The sequence below is a fragment of the Kitasatospora sp. NPDC015121 genome (assembly GCF_055562955.1).
This window is the reverse complement of sequence record NZ_JBVHEH010000005.1, coordinates 373907-388431: the sequence shown is the minus strand read 5'-3', so window position 1 is coordinate 388431 and position 14525 is coordinate 373907. Positions and strand designations below refer to the sequence as shown.

The window sequence follows — 14525 nt, the reverse complement described above, 5'->3', positions numbered from 1 at the left end:
TGCAGAGGGCCCCGACCGGTTTGCCGGTCGGGGCCCTCTGCGTTGTTGGTGGTGATCGTAGGGACTGTGCATGCCGGGATCAGCGGGTGAGCCACGATGAAGCCGGTGGGTCCACCCTTGTGCGGTCACATCAACGCGTGAGCCCTGCGTTCCCAGTCCACGATTCGAGTCATGACGCCGCTGATCTGCTTGACCGCGGCCGAGATGTCCCGGCCGGGCGCGCGCAGTGACCGGCTCATCTTGGCCACCCACCGCATTGCGACCTCGACCTCGCCGAGCACACTGACCACCTCGTGGGTGGACTTGGCGGTACTGACCATCTGCTCCAGGAACCCGACCGGTGAACCGACACGCTGCTCGGGCGGCATCGCTGCGATGACGTCGAACGCCGTCTGAACCGCCGCGTCCATCTCCACCATCTGCCCAGCGAAACGGGTGCACGCTTCCCGGAGACCGGAGGCCGGCTCGGTCATCGCCGTCCCAAGCTCAGCCATCGCCGGCAACCAGGCAGTCATCGGCGTCCCCGGCTGGGATGCCCGTTCCATCACGGGACCGATTTGCAGGACGGCCTCACTAATCACCGTCATGAATCCGGCGATCGCCTCCGTAGTCTCACTCATCGCCTCCATCTGCTCCTCCACGCGGGCGAACCGGTCGAACAGTCCGGGGGCCTCCGGATCGTCCTGCTCCGCCTCGACCAGGACCGCCGGAGCCGGCTCTGCCGGTAGCCCGAACAGGATCCGAGCCGGGGTCAACGGCTCGAACCCGTTGTGCAAGGCGCCCTCCAGCGCGCCCTCCAGGTCGCGTCGCGCCCTGACTAGCCCACTCCGGCTACGCTTGAACTTGATCGTCCGGATCTGCGAGATATTGAACGGCAGCTGACCGTTTTCGCCGATGTGGATGACAGGCTTTCCGGTCAGATGCCGAATCCCGAGTTCGTAGGCCACATTGGCGTTGCCTCCAGTGAGGTCGGCAATCACGATGTCGTCCTGCAGCACGTGCCGACAGATCTGCTCAGCAATTTCGCCCGTGTCGGCGATCCCGTCCGCCCGGACCGGTACGATCCCGTACCTGGCACAGGCAGGCAGGATCACGTTCTCGTAAATCTCTAGGTTTTCCTCGAAAGCCCGGAGCTCCGGACTCCCATCCGGAGCGTGTTCGTTGCCGATTGGCGCAATAACGAAGCAGGTCGTCATCGGTTCCTTCTCAGGCTCCACGCCGGCGACGGTCACGATACTCATGCGCAGTCCTCCATTTCCAACTTCGATGCACGATCGCGTTGTCGCGCAAAGTCGATGCCGGTCCTCAGATCGGCCGGATAGATGGGGCGTTCCTCGATCCCGAGGACCCTGAGCAAGCTGGCGGTGGGGATCCGGTACTGCTTCCCGAAACGCAAAACCATGCAAGGGAAACCGCCCCGGCGGATGAGTTTGTAGGCGGTAGCAGGACAAAGTCCGAGTGCTCGGGCGGCAGTACGCACGTCGATGGTCAGAGGTAGGTCGAAAGCTTCGCCGAACGACAGCCAGGCACGAGAATGGGGGTTCATCGCCGTCCTCCGGCCGGACGCAGAGACAGGGTGCCGATTCGGCTGCCTTCACTCGGACGCCGTGCGCGATACACGATCTCTTCGAGGCCCAAGTGGCCTGCCAGTTCGCCCAGCCTGAAGCTCTCCAACCGATCCGGTGTGACACTGAACCTCACTGTCGCCGACAGGCCGTCGAGCCGGTCGGGCGGCGACACACACAGATCCCAACCGTCTCGCCAGCCACTGGCCGGTGATTCAGGGGACTTCTGCACAGCAAGACGAGGAGCAGCCAGCGCCGCGATATCGGCCACCGGCCGCTCCTGGATCTGGGAACGGGCAAACGCCCAGACCCGATTGACGGCGGAGCGCAACAGTGCGCGTCCGGCGCCCATGGCTTGCGGGTCTACCTCCGCAAGCGCGACCAACAGGGCAAGCAGTGACTCGGATTCGAGATCCTGCCGGTCGATAGCCCAGCGGAGCCCGATCCGATGGAGGGTGTACCGCATCGCGGGCAACGCCAGCCAGAGCACCAGCAACCGGTTGGGTCCATCCGCGCCGATGTCGCGCTGCGCCGTGCCTACGGCTTCACGCCAGATCTCCTCGCGGAGCTGCGGGGCCGCCAACCTCCCGTACAGCGCCTGCCTGGCCGCCAAGGCGGAAATCCAGGTAGTGCCATCAATGGTGGTGACTAGAAAGGGAAGATTGACGGACCGGAACTGATGTTCCAGCGCGTCGAACACCCGGTTATAGGAAATCAGTCCCATGGTGAACCTCCCGACTCGTCGGCGTCGTCACGCAGGTCGTCCACAATGCGCGAGCAGATCTGAACGATCCGCTGTAATTCCTCGCGCAACGTCTCGTACGGGACCGGCGAAAAGACAGCCGTACGCTGCTGCGCGCCCGCGGCGGAGCACTGATGGCAGGAGGGGGCCGCATAGTAGTGCACATCGCGGGCCCTGCCCTGGACGGAGAGACCCAAGGTGCCGTATTGGTGGTTTCCATTCGCCGTGATCCCGCAGGGCGTGCAGTCTCCGGCGGGATGATCGCCGTTCACCGGCCCTCCCCACCGGGCGCAGCCCCGTAGACGGATCCGTGGATCACACCCTGGACTGCGATGCCTTGGACACCGTGCTGCACGGAGTTCGGCTGCTCCCGTTCTGCGGCTCGTACCGAAGGCCGCAGTCCGTCCTGCGCCGTGAGCGGCCAGGGTTCCCGCTCCACCTCTGGGCCCGAGCCGGGCAACCAGACCCAGCCGTAACCAGCGAAGCCGTTCTGCCGCACGTGGATACGGCAGTACTGCTCCGGGACGAGCCCGTGGAGCCGCGAGCGCACCACGTCCTGGTAGAGACGGTCGGAAATCACCACAACCAGGCTCGCCGACCTGTCGGCTGCCAGGGCCTGCTTCACCTCGGGGGCGTTGAGGTAGCGTGCCACCGCAACCGGGGCGGGGCCGGAGAAACCCAGGGCCGCTGTGGCAGCCACGCCAGCGTCGATGCCCAAGCGAAGCCGCAACCGACTTGCGGGTCGACGGGTGGCGTTATAGCTGCCGAGTTCAGCTGCCACGTGGGTGACATACTCGCCCAGTACCACCTGCTCGGACGTATCAGGCGGGAGCACCGCGAACTCCATGTCGCCCTGCGGCTGGCTGGACCATCTGCTGTGATCCAGCCCGCTACGTTCGGCTGCCACCCGCAACACCTGGGCGAGTCGGGCCTGTACGACCCGCTGGTCCGGTGTGTCGAAGCGGCTGTACTGCTCGATGTCAGCCGCCAGGCAGAGGCGGCGGACGACATCCGGCCGGGACTTGCCCCGGAGCCGGGCGGTCAGGTGCGACGTCATGTGAACCATCACCTGCTCGATGAGTGAGGACAGTTGGCTGCGCTGGGCACCCACTGTGCAGCCGGCGAGCCAGCGTTTCCGAGCAAGCCGCACAAGTGCGGGTTCTCACCTCCTGTCAGCAACCGATCGCGGTGGCAGCAGCCCGATCTCCCGGAGGCGGTCCAGCTTTTTCACCGCGCCATGGCGATAGCTGGTCGTGATGATCCCCTCGTTGCGGAAGCCCTCCAAGGCTTTCTCCACCGCCCTCTGCTTCGAACCGATGAGCGCCGCAAGTTCGGCCTGCGTGAGGTCGATGCAGATCAGGGTCTGCGAGCCGAGGGGCCGACCGTGGTCCTCCGCAAGTTCGGCGAGCACCCGGGCCAGCCGTACTCGAACCGGGAACTCGCCGAACGCGATACGCCAGGAATTCGCGGTGCGCAGACGCCGATTGCCGATCCGTACGATTTGGATAGCGACCTCGGGATGCCTATCGAGGAAGCTCCGCATCGCTCGACCTTGGATGACGTATGCGTCAATGTCGTCGCACGCTGTTACCGTGGCCGACCTGGGCGCGCCGTCGAGTACGGCCATCTCCCCGACCACGTCCCCGCCGACCCGAATGGCAATCAGAGCTTCTCGCCCGTTGGCGAGCTTTCCAGTGACCTTCACGTAGCCACTCTTCAGAAGCACCAGGTAATCGCCTGGAGCCCCCTCCGAAAGAATCCTCTCTCCGGACGGATACTGCTCTGGAGAGCCGATGCCCAACAGTTCCTCACGGACCGCCCCCGACAAGCTGCCGAGGAAGCGGGCAGGACGCCGCCAGCTGACGTCGCAAGCGGCACGTTCTACGGCTTTCCGGGTCACCCGTTCCATGCCCCACCTCGTGGTCGAACTCGATTTCCTTGCCGATCATGAAATCAGGGCAGAATTCGAACACAAAAGAGCGCACGGGGAGAATTTGGTGCGGCACGCGCGCACGGGGCGCACGTCGAAGCCGTCACGCGGGAATTCTGGAGCAATCGAACGGGAGCCAGCCATCGCAGGGGTATTGTAAGAGGTTTTGAAAGCATTCTTGGTGCAACGGATCGCCAGTTCGCACCTTGCGCCCTCCACCCGCGCGGCGATCTGGACCGCAGCCCCGGCGCGGCCCTCGTCACACCCTCTGGCCCATCCGCCAGATGTACGTTATTCTGTACACCATGAAGACGATGAGCGCCACCGAGCTCCGCGGCAACCTTGCCGCCGCGCTGGACGCCGTGGAAAGTGACGCCGAAGAGCTCGTCATCACACGCGCCGGCCATGAGCCACTGGTCGTCGTCTCGCTGGCCGAGTACGCCTCGCTCCGCGAGACCGACTACCTGCTGCGATCCCCGGCCAACGCCGAGCACCTTCGCCACTCCCTGCAGGAGTACCGCGAAGGCCGTGCGGCGACCCGCGAACTGATCGACCCCGAGGACACCACCGAGCAGAGCGCGTGAAAGTCCAGTTCACCGAACACGGCTGGGCCGACTACCTGTCTTGGCAGGCGGACGACCGCCGGGCCCTCAAGCGCATCAACCTGCTGATCGACGACATCCGCCGAAACGGCAACGAGGGAATCGGCAAGCCCGAGCCCCTGCGGCACGAGCTCGCCGGCGCCTGGTCCCGCAGAATCGACCAGGAACACCGCTTGATCTACGTCCTGGACGAGCAGAGCGACACCTTGTGCGTCATCGCGTGCCGCTACCACTACGGCAAGTGAGACACGAGGTGCCGTGGTCTCAGTTCTGGTCTCGTTCGCCCCCGTCCGGACAGGTTCAGCCATCGCCCGGTCGGCCACTCCGTCGCAGGTCAGGGCAGGCATGAACCCGAGCGGACAGCGCTGAGGAGAATTGGAAAGCATGTTGGGGGCAACCCCTCACGGGTTCGAATCTCGTATCCTCCGCCTGATCGAAGGCCCGGACCGCAACTGCGATCCGGGCCTTCGGCGTTTCCCGAGAAGCCAGGCCACCCTGCTGTACGGCGAGTATGGTGGCGTGTATGGCGTCCAAGAAGGTCACTGTCACGCTCCCCGAGGAACTGCTGGACGAGATCCGCGCGGACAGTGCCGATCGCGGCCTCTCCGCCTACGTCGCCGATGCCCTCCGGGCCAAGCGTGACCGCGACCGCCTGCAGGAGCTGGTCGTCTGGCTGGAGGAGGAGCACGGGCCGGTCAGCAGTGACGAACGGGCTGCCGCCTACGCGGAACTGGACGACCTGGACGCGGAGCACGACCGGCGCCGCACGGCCCGTGGCAGGAACAGCGGGGCGACCGCGTGAGGAAGCGCGCCGAGGAGGTCCGGCGGCTGCGCGTCTTCGTGCTGGACAGTGAGGCCCTGTCGCTCGCGGTCCGCGGCGACCGGATGATGATCGCCCGGCTCGATCTCGCCGCTCGCGGCGAGGCGGAGATCATCACCTCGCCGATGACCCTGGTCGAGGCGTACGACGCGCACACCACGGAGCAGCGCTGGGACTGGCTGCTGTCGCGGGTGAACGTCGCCGAACTGGGCAAGGACGAGGCGCGACAGGCACGTCGGCTGCTGGCGGACGCCGGCCTGCACGGGCACAAGTACGCGATCGACGCCGTGCTCGCGGTGGTGGCACTGCGGCAGCGCGGACAGGTGACGGTCTTCACCTCCGCCCCGGAGGACCTGGAGAGGCTGCTACCGGACCACGTGGTGGTGGTGAAGGTCTGACCGGCTGCCTCGGCGAGTTCGGTACCGAACTCGCATAGCCATGGTTGGACGGCCGCGAAGCCGCCTTCACTGCTCTCGGCCAGTTGGTCAGGCGAGTGCGGTGCGGGCCAGGACGCACAGCTCGGCCCGGTCGTCGATCGCCTGGGCCGGGACGGTGTAGTAGCTGTGCACCACCACCTCGCGGCCCGCGGAACGGTAGGTGAACGGTGTGGACCCTGCGCTCTCGTAAGAGGAACGGGCCGCGCGGTCGACCCGGAAGTAGAGCGTGTCCATCACCATCGCGAACTGGACGCCACGGCTGCGCAGGGCCCAGCCGCCGAAGTAGCGGTGGACGGTGACCTCGCCGATCTCCGCCAGCTGATCGGCGAGGTGCTCGGCGAGGCCGCGGGATCCGCTCACGCGGGGAGGAAGAACCCGGTGACGTCGGCGAGTCGGCCGTCGCGGTGGAGCGCCGAGCTCACGCCCGCCATGGCGGGCTGGCCCTGCTCGCCGAGCTGGGTCCACCGGGCGAGCGACCGGTCGTGGTGTTCGAGCACCTCGTCGATGCGGAACCGGTGGCCCGGGAAGGCCTCGGCGAACCCGGCCATGTAGGCGGCGAGTTCGGTCAGCCCGCTGACCTCCGTACCCGGGTCCCGGTAGGTGATGTCGTCGACCGCGACCGCGCCGAGTGCGGCGGGCCGCTCGCCGGGGTCGGCCGACCAGCACGCCGCGTAGTTCTCCCAGAGCTGCCGTGAGTCACTCATCGCTGTCCCTCTTCCTCGGAGCCGATCGACGCCATCGCGCCATCGGTGATCGTGTGCAGTTTGGTGACGGGAGCGCCGGCCCGGACCAGGACGAGCAGGCCCTGGTAGAGCGCCAGCAGGTGGGCCGCCGAAGCCTCGACGTCCAGGTCCGCGGACAGCAGGCCCAGGGCGCGGGCGCGCGTCAGGGCTGCGGCGAAGCCGGACTCGATCGCCTCCAGCCCTCGGCGGACCCCGTCGGCGGCCTGCGGGACGGAGAAGGACTCCACGGCGGTGTTGGTGAGCAGACATCCCGGATCGGGATCGAGGCCGGTCTCGAACGTCGAGGTGAAGAACGACCGGACGCCCGCCACGGGGTCCGGCGAATCGAGGAGATGGGCTCGGACGCGACCCTGCACCACTTGGTCGTTGTAGGCGTCCAGCGCCGCGCAGAACAGGCCGTCCTTGCTCCGGAAGGCCCGGTAGAGACTGCCCGGATGCAGCCCGGTCGCTTCCTCGACGTCCCGCAGCGAGGCCCCGAAGTAGCCGCGGCGGCGGAACAGTCGCATGGCGGAGGCCAGCACCTCCGCCTGGTCCCAGAGCTGCTTGCGCCCCATCGACTCCCCCGTAGTTGAACGATCGCTCACAAAAATAGCATGCCCGTCCGGCCCCCACGGCAACCGATCCACGGGGACCGCGGCACCCTCACCGGCGCGCCCCCGTCGCAGGTTCGAACACCCGCCTCCTCCGCCGGACCGAAGGCCCGGATGGTCGACTGGCGGTGGGCCGGTGGTGTTCCCGTGGCCGTCGGGACGGGCCGTCGCGTGATGCAGCGGGGGGGTACGTGCGGGCGAAGTTACACTCGCCCGCCATGACGAAGATCAGAAACCTTGCCGCGCCCGTCCTCGCGGCGGCGCTCGCGGTCACCGCCGCGCCCGGCACCGCGGTGGCCGCGACGGCCCCCGCACCGCTGGTCACCACCGGTCCCGTCTTCAACGACCCGACCGACCCCATCAAGCGGGACGCGATATTCGGGTACCTCTCGCACCTGATCGACGGCGCGGTGCCCGGCTCGACCATCAGCACCTCGCAGTGGGCGATGAACTCCGACTGGCTGGCCGACCGGCTGTCCGCCGCGCACCTGCGCGGGGTGAACGTCCGAGTGCTGCTCGACCACAACAGCGTGGACACCGCAGCGGGCGCCCAGTCCTACAGCAAGCTCGCGGCCGGGCTGGCTCAGCCGAGCACCGCGAAGTCCTGGGTACGCGTCTGCCCGCTGCACGAGGCGTGCCTGGCCAAGGACCCCCACCCCGCCGACACCTACTACAGCAACAACCACAACAAGTTCTGGCTGTTCTCCTCCACCACCGGCAGTTCCACCGGCACCGTGCCGGTCGACGACGTGGTGGTGCAGACCTCGGCGAACCAGACGCTGTGGGACCGGCAGTCGGCGTGGAACGACGCGATGGTCGTGGCCGGGAACGTGGAGCTGTTCGACGATTACGCCGGTTACTTCGCCGCCCTCGACGCGGCCCAGCAGAACCGCACCCTGCAGGTCGCCGACTACCCGGTGGCGTATCAGGCCGGGCCCGCCAAGGTGTACTTCTTCCCGCGCGCCACCACCGATCCGATCATCGACATCCTGAACACCGTCGCCACCCCGGTGAACGGCCGGCCGACCTGCTTCGGCAACTCGGCCGGCTACGGCACGACCGACGGTCGTACGGTGATCCGCGTGGCCATGCACCACATCAGCCGCATCGAGGTGGCCAGGAAACTCTGGGAGCTCGACAACGCCGGCTGCTACGTCGATGTCGTCTACCGCATCGTGGACACCATCGGGTCGGACGTCTTCAACCAGCTCACCCAGCCCACCCGGTACGGCGGGATCACCCTGCACCAGCTGGACGACGACGTGGCCGGCCACACCGCCACCCACTCCAAGTACCTGCTGGTGGAGGGCGGTTACAAGGGACTCCCGAACCAGAAGATCGTCTGGACCGGCAGCCACACCTACACCTACATGGCGCTGACCTCCAACGACGAGGCGCTGCTCAAGTACGACGACCCCGCCGTCCACGACGCCTACCGGTCGAACTTCTGGGCCCAGCGGGCCGCCGCCGACGCGCAGAACGCACCCGCTCCCACACCGACGCCCTGACGTTCGTGGCGGGGCGGAGGCCGTCACCTCGCCGATGGCCCTGATCGAGGCGTACGACGCGCGCACCACGGAACAACGCCGGGACCGGGTGCTCTCCCGGGTGAACGTCGCCGGACTCGGCAAGGACGAGGCCCGACAGGCGCGCCGACTGCTGTCCGACCGTCCGGCCCCACTCGGTTGCGGCCCCGCGCTCCGCTCGGCGCCACGGACAGCGATCCAGTGTCGAAGCAGTCACGGATCAGCGAACACCCGTCCCCAGGAACCGGATCGGGACTTCGATGTCGGCTACACCCGCCTCACCTCGGCCCACCCTCAGGAGCGTGCCGTCCACATGGTCCCCACCCCGGTAGTCCTGACGAAGGCGTCCCCCACCGTCTCCCTGGACAAGCACGGCGTGACGTCAGGTCTGATCCGGGTCAACCTGAACTGGACGTCGGCCCAGGCCGCCGCTCGGCAGAAGGCCGGAGAGGCGCGCGGCGTCTTCCGGAGGATGCGGGCCTCGCTGCAGGCCGCGGCGGTCAAGGACGTGGACCTCGACCTCGGATGCATGATCAGGTTCGGTGACGGCCGCAAGACCGTCGTCCAGGCCCTGGGCAACTCGTTCGGCTCGGTGGACCGCTTCCCGTACGTCGCGCTCGACGCGGACGACCGGACCGGTGCGCGGGCCACCGGCGAGAACCTCGTGATCAACCTGGATCACCAGGCCGAGTTCTCGAAACTCCTCCTCTTCGTCTACATCTACGAGGGATCCGGGGACTTCCGCGGCCTCGACGCGGTGGTGACCCTCACCTCCGACCGCGGTGACCGCTTCGAGGTGCGCCTCGACGAGTGCCCACCGCAGGCGCACGCGTGCGCGATCGCCCTGATCAAGCGGCAGAAGGGCGAACTCGTCGTCGGACGCGAGGTCAGGTGGTTCACCCCGAAGGACGGCCCGGGGATCCAGGACGTGATTTCCCGGGCGTACCGGCTCGGCATGAAGTGGACTCCGGGCCGCAAGTAGAACCGCGGGCAGCAGATGGACCTCCGTTCCGCTCGGCCCGATGCACCCCGCCGGCACAGAACGTGCGGTTACCGCCACGCGCGCGATGGTGCACGTGTGGCGGTGGAACCGGACGGCAGGCACTTCATCCTCCGGCGTGCTGCACCGCCGTAGTCTCAGTTCTGGTCTCCGCCGCAGCTCAGGGCAGGCATGGATCTCAGTGGACGGCGCCGAGGACCATGGGAAAGCGTGTTGGGGGCAGCCCCTCACGAGTTCGGCACTCGCCTCCTCCGCATCGTTCGAAGGCCAGGTCCACTCGACGGCCCGGGCCTTCGTGGTCTCCGCAGGCCGGTCCTCGAAGAGCAGGCGCTGATCTTGCCAAGCCCTCACCACGCCAGCAGCGGCCCACAGCGTGCAGGCACCCCCATCCAGCGAGGTTGACTTCGGAACGTATTCCGAAGTAGCGTGGCCGCATGTCCACTCTCACCGTGTCGTTCTCCGACCTGTCGAAGAACTCGAAGCGCGTCGCGGACACCGTCGAGCAGGCGCAGCGCGTCCACGTCACCCGTCGTGACGGCGAGGACCTGTACCTCACCACCGAACGTCACGACCGTCAGCGCGAGGAGACGGCGGATGTCACCGCACGGCTGTTCGCGGCCCTGATCACCAGCGACGAGGGGGCGCGCGCGGTCCTCCTCGCTCTTCCCGAGGTCTTCCCCTGGACCAGGCACCTGTCGGCCGAGGAGGTGCGCGAGTTCGTCGTCGACCTCGTGAACGCCACCCGCGACGTGGTGGAGTTGGACGTCCACGCCAACCTGCACCGTGTGATCGTCGAGTGGCGGGCCACCGCCAGGATCCTGGCGGACCCCGAACTGAGCGCCCGGCTCACCAAACCGCTCCCGGGCGATGACCACGGCGAGGTACTCGCCCCGTGAGCCCCAAGCGCGGAGACGACGTCCCGCCGCCACCGGTCGGTGACGAGTGGCGACTGCGGTTCGCCACCAACGAAGCAGCCAAGGGATGGGGTGACCTCTGCACGGAGGCGCCGGGGAACACTCGGCGCTGCTTCGAGGCCCTCCGCACCAATCCCCTGTCCGCGGGTGACCCCGATCGGCAGCACCGACTCCGAGGCCGCCTCGCCACCCGCACCCTCGGAGGGGACGAGCTACCGCAGTGGGAGTACGAGGTGACCGCCGGCGGGCGCGTGCGCTACCTCGTCGACGAACGGGGCCGGACCGTCCATCTCGTCCACGCCTCGCCCCGGCATCCCAAAGACACGGACGGCTGACCGGCAGCGGAGCGGATCGGTCCGGCTTCAGGCGATAGGCGGCGTGGTCTCCGTTCTGGTCTCCTCCCCCGTCCAATCAGGTTCAGCCGCCGCCCAACCGTGGGCTCCGCCGCAGGTCAGGACGGGGGTGCCCCACGAGTCCGCATCTCGTACCCTTCGCCTGACGGCATCATCGCGTCGCCCGTCCACGCGGACATGCCCGCGGCCGAGATCGAGACTTCGTACGCCCGGTGACCGCCGAGTTGCCGGCCGCTCCGACGAGGCGGGCGATCCCGCTCCGCACCGTGCCGGGTCTCGTACGTCCCGGCCGTGCGGCAGCCGCCCGCTACCACTCCTGCGGGACGCGCGGCTCGCGGACCGCTCCCTTGAGCATGCCCATCGAGCGCTCGTGCTCGTCCCCCACCTTGTCCCTGACCCGCACCTTCACTCCGAGTTCCTCGACGACGCCCATCGCCTTGGACGTGAACCAGCCGAGCAGTGGCCCGTTGTCTCCCGACACCGGATACCCCTCCCCCAGGAGCACGAACGCGTAGTCGACCTCCGGCTGCAGACCGGCACGCACCAGCTCCTCGTCCACCTCGCCCATTGTCATCCACCGGCATGCGGCCGGCGGCTCCTGGCCCCTGAACAGCACGGTGTAGCGAACCTCGCGGACGACCGCTCCGCTGTCGGCTCCGTTGATCATCCGCGAGGCCCACACCAGTTCGCCCGCGACCGGCGACAGGCCGGCGATCGCCCGTCCCTGGAAACCGATCATCGGACGAACGGTCGTCGCGTACTGCGCCCGAGCGAACAATGCTCCACCTGTGGCCAGCAGTGCCGCCGTGGCGCTCTGGAAGTCCAGCAACTGAACGGGCCCTCGGTTCGGAGGCTGCGCCGAGGCCGCCAGATTCTCCTGGAAGACCGTGTAGACGAATAGCACGGCCGCCACGCAGGACAAGAACACCAGCAGGCGCCAGAAAACCCAGTTCCGCTGAACCACTCGCTGGCCCGTATCGACTTCCGGATGCTGCGACACCCCGGCCCCCTTCCCCCAGGAGCACAGGATGGAACACCATCAACATGCAGTCAACGATCCTTTCAGCCATGGGAGTTGTCGGAGTTCCGATGTCGTTGCGGACCTCTTCGGGGCGCGCTCGACCCGCAAGGCGGCCCGGAGCGGCAGGCAGCACGCACCGACTCCGAGGCCGCCGACCAGCGGGCTGCTCCGCTGGGGCCCCGGGTCAGTCGGTGGGGCTGTTCGGCCGGTCCTGACGCGCCAGCCATGTCGTGATCACCCGGTTCGTCTCCTCGGGCTTCTCCTGCTGGATCCAGTGGCCGCAGTCCAGGCTGACCACTTCCGCGTGGGGGACGAACTCGGCCAGGTTCTCGGCTCTCGCGACCGGGTCCCGGTCGCCGTAGATCATGAGGGTGGGCTGGTGGACGACCGGGTCCGCGTCCGCCAGCAGGTGCCAGTTGCGGTCGAGGTTCCGGTACCAGTTGACGGTGCCGGTGAACCCGGACGTCTCGAAGGCGGAGACGAGGACGGCCAGTTCCGCGTCGCTCATGACGGGCTCGCCGCGTGGTGCCTCCGCCCGGGCGAGGTCGATCAGCGCCATGCCCGGCCGGGGTTCCGCGGGGGGCTCGTTCTTCCGGTACAGGTTGCGGAGGAACCGGGAGGGGTCGGCGTCGAAGACGGCGTCCGCGACGCCCGGCCGCCGGTTGAAGTGGACGAAGTAGAAGTCGTCGCCGAGCACGGCCGCCATGGACTCGATCCAGGGCCTCTCCCCGCGCTCCTGGTAGGGCAGGCTCAGGTTGACCACCTTGTTCACCCGGTCGGGGTGCAGCAGGGCCAGGCCCCAGACGACGAACGCCCCCCAGTCGTGGCCGACGAAGGCGGCGTCCTCGTAGCCGTAGTGGTCGAGGAGCCCGACGAGGTCGCCCGTCAGGTGGGCGATGTCGTAGTCCGTCACTTCGACCGGGCGGGACGAGCGGCCGTAACCCCGCTGGTTCGGGACGATGACGTGGTAGCCGGCCTCGGCGAGGGCGGGCATCTGGTGGCGCCAGGAGAAGGCGTGCTCCGGCCAGCCGTGGCAGAGCACGACGGGGTTCCCCGCGTTCTCCCGGCCCGTTTCGAAGACTTCGAGTTCCACGCCGTTGACCGGTACGAGAGTGGGCTCGGGGAAGTCGGTTGAGGTCATGCCGCCATGCTGTCCCCCGAAACCGGTCACCTCGTGACCGGTTTGCGTGAGAGTTTCGTCGACGTGCGGACCGACCGGCTGGTGGCCATCCTCCTGTTGCTGCAGCGGCGCGAGCAGGTGACGGCGGCGGAGGTCGCCCGGGAACTGGAGGTCTCCGAGCGCACCGCCCGCCGCGACCTCGACGCCCTGGCCGTGGCCGGGGTGCCCGTGTACTCCACGCAGGGCCGGGGCGGCGGCTGGCGCCTGGTGGGCGGCGCCCGCACCGACCTGTCGGGGTTGACCTCGGGTGAGGCCCGCGCCCTGTTCCTGGCCGCCGGTCCGGCCTCGGCCGCGGCGCCGGCCGTGAAGGCGGCCCTGCGCAAACTCGTCCAGGCCCTGCCGGCGCCGTTCCGCACGCAGGCCGAGGCGGCGGCCGCGTCACTGGTGACGGACCCGCGGCACTGGGGGGCGCCCCGGGCCGAGCACCGACCGCCCCGCTTCCTCGACGGGCTCCAGGACGCGGTGATCCGCGGCGTCCAGGTGCGGCTCGGGTACGTCGACGGCAGCGGCGTCGAAACGAGGAGGACCGTCCACCCGCTGGGCATCGTCGCCAAAGGCCCGGCCTGGTACCTCGTCACCCACACCGAGGCCGGCCGACGGACCTTCCGGATCGACCGCGTGGCGTCCGCCGTCCTGACCGACGACCCGGTGGACCGGCCCGGGGACTTCGACCTCGCCGGGAGCTGGCGCGAGATCGCCGACGAGGTCGAACGCCGGCGCACGCCCCTGGAGATCCGGGCGCTCTGCACGCCCGAGGGCATCGGCATCCTCCGGATCGGGCTCGGCGACCGACTCGACGTGGGAGGCGCCGTGACCGACGGCCGCATCGAGGTCGTCATCCGCGGCCGCGACGGGTACACCCTGGCCGGTGAGCTCGCCGGGCTCGTCGAATGGCTCGAAGTGACCGGCCCTCCGGACGTGCGCGCCCACCTGGCCTCGATCGGCGAGGCGCTCGTCGAGCGCTACCGCTGAGCCCGGCCACGGGCGGCGCCCTCGGTTTCGGGGGGCGGCCCCGCGCAGAAGGCCCGGACCGCGACTGCGGTCCGGGCCTTCGGCGTTCACGTTGCGGTGCTTCGGTTCCGCTCGGGTGCGCGGTGTCCCG

The 14525-nt window shown here is 68.5% G+C and carries 19 protein-coding genes; 8 read left to right on the top strand and 11 right to left on the bottom strand.

Annotated elements, in window-relative coordinates; genetic code table 11:
* Window positions 1–125 precede the first annotated feature (125 nt).
* From ACZ3J7_RS09935 to ACZ3J7_RS09910, 6 genes are all read right to left on the bottom strand, one after another.
* On the bottom strand, window positions 126–1241 hold the full coding sequence (locus ACZ3J7_RS09935) for a hypothetical protein (protein ID WP_465618675.1): 1116 nt from the start codon (window positions 1239–1241) through the stop codon (window positions 126–128).
* Window positions 1238–1546 (bottom strand): helix-turn-helix domain-containing protein, encoded by a 309-nt coding sequence (locus ACZ3J7_RS09930; protein WP_465618673.1) that lies wholly within the window; start codon window positions 1544–1546, stop codon window positions 1238–1240. Before ACZ3J7_RS09930 ends, ACZ3J7_RS09935 begins: the two co-directional genes overlap by 4 nt.
* Entirely contained in the window at window positions 1543–2289 is a 747-nt protein-coding gene (locus ACZ3J7_RS09925) for a hypothetical protein (protein ID WP_465618671.1), read from the bottom strand. Before ACZ3J7_RS09925 ends, ACZ3J7_RS09930 begins: the two co-directional genes overlap by 4 nt.
* Window positions 2280–2579 (bottom strand): hypothetical protein, encoded by a 300-nt coding sequence (locus ACZ3J7_RS09920; RefSeq protein ID WP_465618669.1) that lies wholly within the window; start codon window positions 2577–2579, stop codon window positions 2280–2282. Before ACZ3J7_RS09920 ends, ACZ3J7_RS09925 begins: the two co-directional genes overlap by 10 nt.
* Entirely contained in the window at window positions 2576–3364 is a 789-nt protein-coding gene (locus ACZ3J7_RS09915; protein ID WP_465618667.1) for a hypothetical protein, read from the bottom strand. The genes ACZ3J7_RS09920 and ACZ3J7_RS09915 overlap by 4 nt, the downstream gene beginning before the upstream one ends.
* Window positions 3365–3469: 105 nt before the next feature.
* The gene (locus ACZ3J7_RS09910) at window positions 3470–4216 is read right to left on the bottom strand and encodes a Crp/Fnr family transcriptional regulator (protein ID WP_465618665.1); all 747 of its coding nucleotides are present in this window, start codon (window positions 4214–4216) and stop codon (window positions 3470–3472) included.
* A 326-nt stretch (window positions 4217–4542) separates the two neighbouring features.
* Between ACZ3J7_RS09910 and ACZ3J7_RS09905 the strand changes: the two genes are divergently transcribed.
* From ACZ3J7_RS09905 to ACZ3J7_RS09890, 4 genes are all read left to right on the top strand, one after another.
* On the top strand, window positions 4543–4821 hold the full coding sequence (locus tag ACZ3J7_RS09905; RefSeq protein WP_465618663.1) for a type II toxin-antitoxin system Phd/YefM family antitoxin: 279 nt from the start codon (window positions 4543–4545) through the stop codon (window positions 4819–4821).
* A complete protein-coding gene (locus tag ACZ3J7_RS09900) occupies window positions 4818–5084 on the top strand; it encodes a Txe/YoeB family addiction module toxin (RefSeq protein WP_465618661.1) in 267 nt (88 codons plus the stop codon). Before ACZ3J7_RS09905 ends, ACZ3J7_RS09900 begins: the two co-directional genes overlap by 4 nt.
* A gap of 278 nt (window positions 5085–5362) precedes the next feature.
* Window positions 5363–5641: a ribbon-helix-helix domain-containing protein gene (locus tag ACZ3J7_RS09895; protein ID WP_465618659.1), complete on the top strand. Its 279-nt coding sequence runs from the start codon at window positions 5363–5365 to the stop codon at window positions 5639–5641.
* Window positions 5638–6057: a hypothetical protein gene (locus ACZ3J7_RS09890; protein WP_465618657.1), complete on the top strand. Its 420-nt coding sequence runs from the start codon at window positions 5638–5640 to the stop codon at window positions 6055–6057. Before ACZ3J7_RS09895 ends, ACZ3J7_RS09890 begins: the two co-directional genes overlap by 4 nt.
* An 87-nt stretch (window positions 6058–6144) precedes the next feature.
* Here ACZ3J7_RS09890 and ACZ3J7_RS09885 read toward each other — a convergent pair whose 3' ends face one another.
* Genes ACZ3J7_RS09885 through ACZ3J7_RS09875 form a run of 3 tightly spaced genes read right to left on the bottom strand, consistent with a single transcriptional unit; the run spans window position 6145 to window position 7423 of the window.
* Entirely contained in the window at window positions 6145–6456 is a 312-nt protein-coding gene (locus ACZ3J7_RS09885) for a TfoX/Sxy family protein (protein WP_465618655.1), read from the bottom strand.
* The gene (locus tag ACZ3J7_RS09880) at window positions 6453–6800 is read right to left on the bottom strand and encodes a nuclear transport factor 2 family protein (RefSeq protein ID WP_465618653.1); all 348 of its coding nucleotides are present in this window, start codon (window positions 6798–6800) and stop codon (window positions 6453–6455) included. Before ACZ3J7_RS09880 ends, ACZ3J7_RS09885 begins: the two co-directional genes overlap by 4 nt.
* Complete coding sequence (locus tag ACZ3J7_RS09875) at window positions 6797–7423, bottom strand: TetR/AcrR family transcriptional regulator (protein WP_465618651.1); 627 nt, start codon at window positions 7421–7423, stop codon at window positions 6797–6799. Before ACZ3J7_RS09875 ends, ACZ3J7_RS09880 begins: the two co-directional genes overlap by 4 nt.
* Window positions 7424–7647: 224 nt before the next feature.
* Here ACZ3J7_RS09875 and ACZ3J7_RS09870 point away from each other — a divergent pair, with 224 nt between their 5' ends.
* From ACZ3J7_RS09870 to ACZ3J7_RS09860, 3 genes are all read left to right on the top strand, one after another.
* Window positions 7648–8937 carry a phospholipase D-like domain-containing protein gene (locus ACZ3J7_RS09870; protein WP_465618649.1) on the top strand — a complete coding sequence of 430 codons (1290 nt, stop codon included), beginning with the start codon at window positions 7648–7650 and terminating at the stop codon, window positions 8935–8937.
* 331 nt (window positions 8938–9268) lie between these two features.
* Window positions 9269–9937: a hypothetical protein gene (locus ACZ3J7_RS09865; RefSeq protein WP_465618647.1), complete on the top strand. Its 669-nt coding sequence runs from the start codon at window positions 9269–9271 to the stop codon at window positions 9935–9937.
* A gap of 452 nt (window positions 9938–10389) precedes the next feature.
* Entirely contained in the window at window positions 10390–10851 is a 462-nt protein-coding gene (locus tag ACZ3J7_RS09860; RefSeq protein WP_465618645.1) for a prevent-host-death family protein, read from the top strand.
* 678 nt (window positions 10852–11529) lie between these two features.
* Here ACZ3J7_RS09860 and ACZ3J7_RS09855 read toward each other — a convergent pair.
* Together ACZ3J7_RS09855 and ACZ3J7_RS09850 are read right to left on the bottom strand one after the other, a co-directional pair.
* Complete coding sequence (locus tag ACZ3J7_RS09855) at window positions 11530–12222, bottom strand: hypothetical protein (RefSeq protein ID WP_465618643.1); 693 nt, start codon at window positions 12220–12222, stop codon at window positions 11530–11532.
* A 205-nt stretch (window positions 12223–12427) separates the two neighbouring features.
* Window positions 12428–13384 carry an alpha/beta fold hydrolase gene (locus ACZ3J7_RS09850; protein ID WP_465618641.1) on the bottom strand — a complete coding sequence of 319 codons (957 nt, stop codon included), beginning with the start codon at window positions 13382–13384 and terminating at the stop codon, window positions 12428–12430.
* Window positions 13385–13447: 63 nt separating this feature from the next.
* On the opposite strand from ACZ3J7_RS09850, the gene ACZ3J7_RS09845 reads away from it, so the two are divergent.
* Window positions 13448–14395, top strand: a complete 948-nt coding sequence (locus ACZ3J7_RS09845) for a helix-turn-helix transcriptional regulator (protein ID WP_465618745.1) — start codon at window positions 13448–13450, stop codon at window positions 14393–14395.
* Window positions 14396–14525 lie beyond the last annotated feature (130 nt).

Excerpts from the sequence above, each read along its gene's own strand:
- ACZ3J7_RS09935 (WP_465618675.1), bottom strand. The coding sequence starts at position 1,241 with ATGAGTATCGTGACCGTCGCCGGCGTGGAGCCTGAGAAGGAACCGATG.
- ACZ3J7_RS09930 (WP_465618673.1), bottom strand. The coding sequence starts at position 1,546 with ATGAACCCCCATTCTCGTGCCTGGCTGTCGTTCGGCGAAGCTTTCGAC.
- ACZ3J7_RS09925 (WP_465618671.1), bottom strand. The coding sequence starts at position 2,289 with ATGGGACTGATTTCCTATAACCGGGTGTTCGACGCGCTGGAACATCAG.
- ACZ3J7_RS09915 (WP_465618667.1), bottom strand. The coding sequence starts at position 3,364 with ATGACGTCGCACCTGACCGCCCGGCTCCGGGGCAAGTCCCGGCCGGAT.
- ACZ3J7_RS09910 (WP_465618665.1), bottom strand. The coding sequence starts at position 4,216 with ATGGAACGGGTGACCCGGAAAGCCGTAGAACGTGCCGCTTGCGACGTC.
- ACZ3J7_RS09905 (WP_465618663.1), top strand. The coding sequence starts at position 4,543 with ATGAAGACGATGAGCGCCACCGAGCTCCGCGGCAACCTTGCCGCCGCG.
- ACZ3J7_RS09895 (WP_465618659.1), top strand. The coding sequence starts at position 5,363 with ATGGCGTCCAAGAAGGTCACTGTCACGCTCCCCGAGGAACTGCTGGAC.
- ACZ3J7_RS09880 (WP_465618653.1), bottom strand. The coding sequence starts at position 6,800 with ATGAGTGACTCACGGCAGCTCTGGGAGAACTACGCGGCGTGCTGGTCG.
- ACZ3J7_RS09870 (WP_465618649.1), top strand. The coding sequence starts at position 7,648 with ATGACGAAGATCAGAAACCTTGCCGCGCCCGTCCTCGCGGCGGCGCTC.
- ACZ3J7_RS09865 (WP_465618647.1), top strand. The coding sequence starts at position 9,269 with ATGGTCCCCACCCCGGTAGTCCTGACGAAGGCGTCCCCCACCGTCTCC.
- ACZ3J7_RS09860 (WP_465618645.1), top strand. The coding sequence starts at position 10,390 with ATGTCCACTCTCACCGTGTCGTTCTCCGACCTGTCGAAGAACTCGAAG.
- ACZ3J7_RS09850 (WP_465618641.1), bottom strand. The coding sequence starts at position 13,384 with ATGACCTCAACCGACTTCCCCGAGCCCACTCTCGTACCGGTCAACGGC.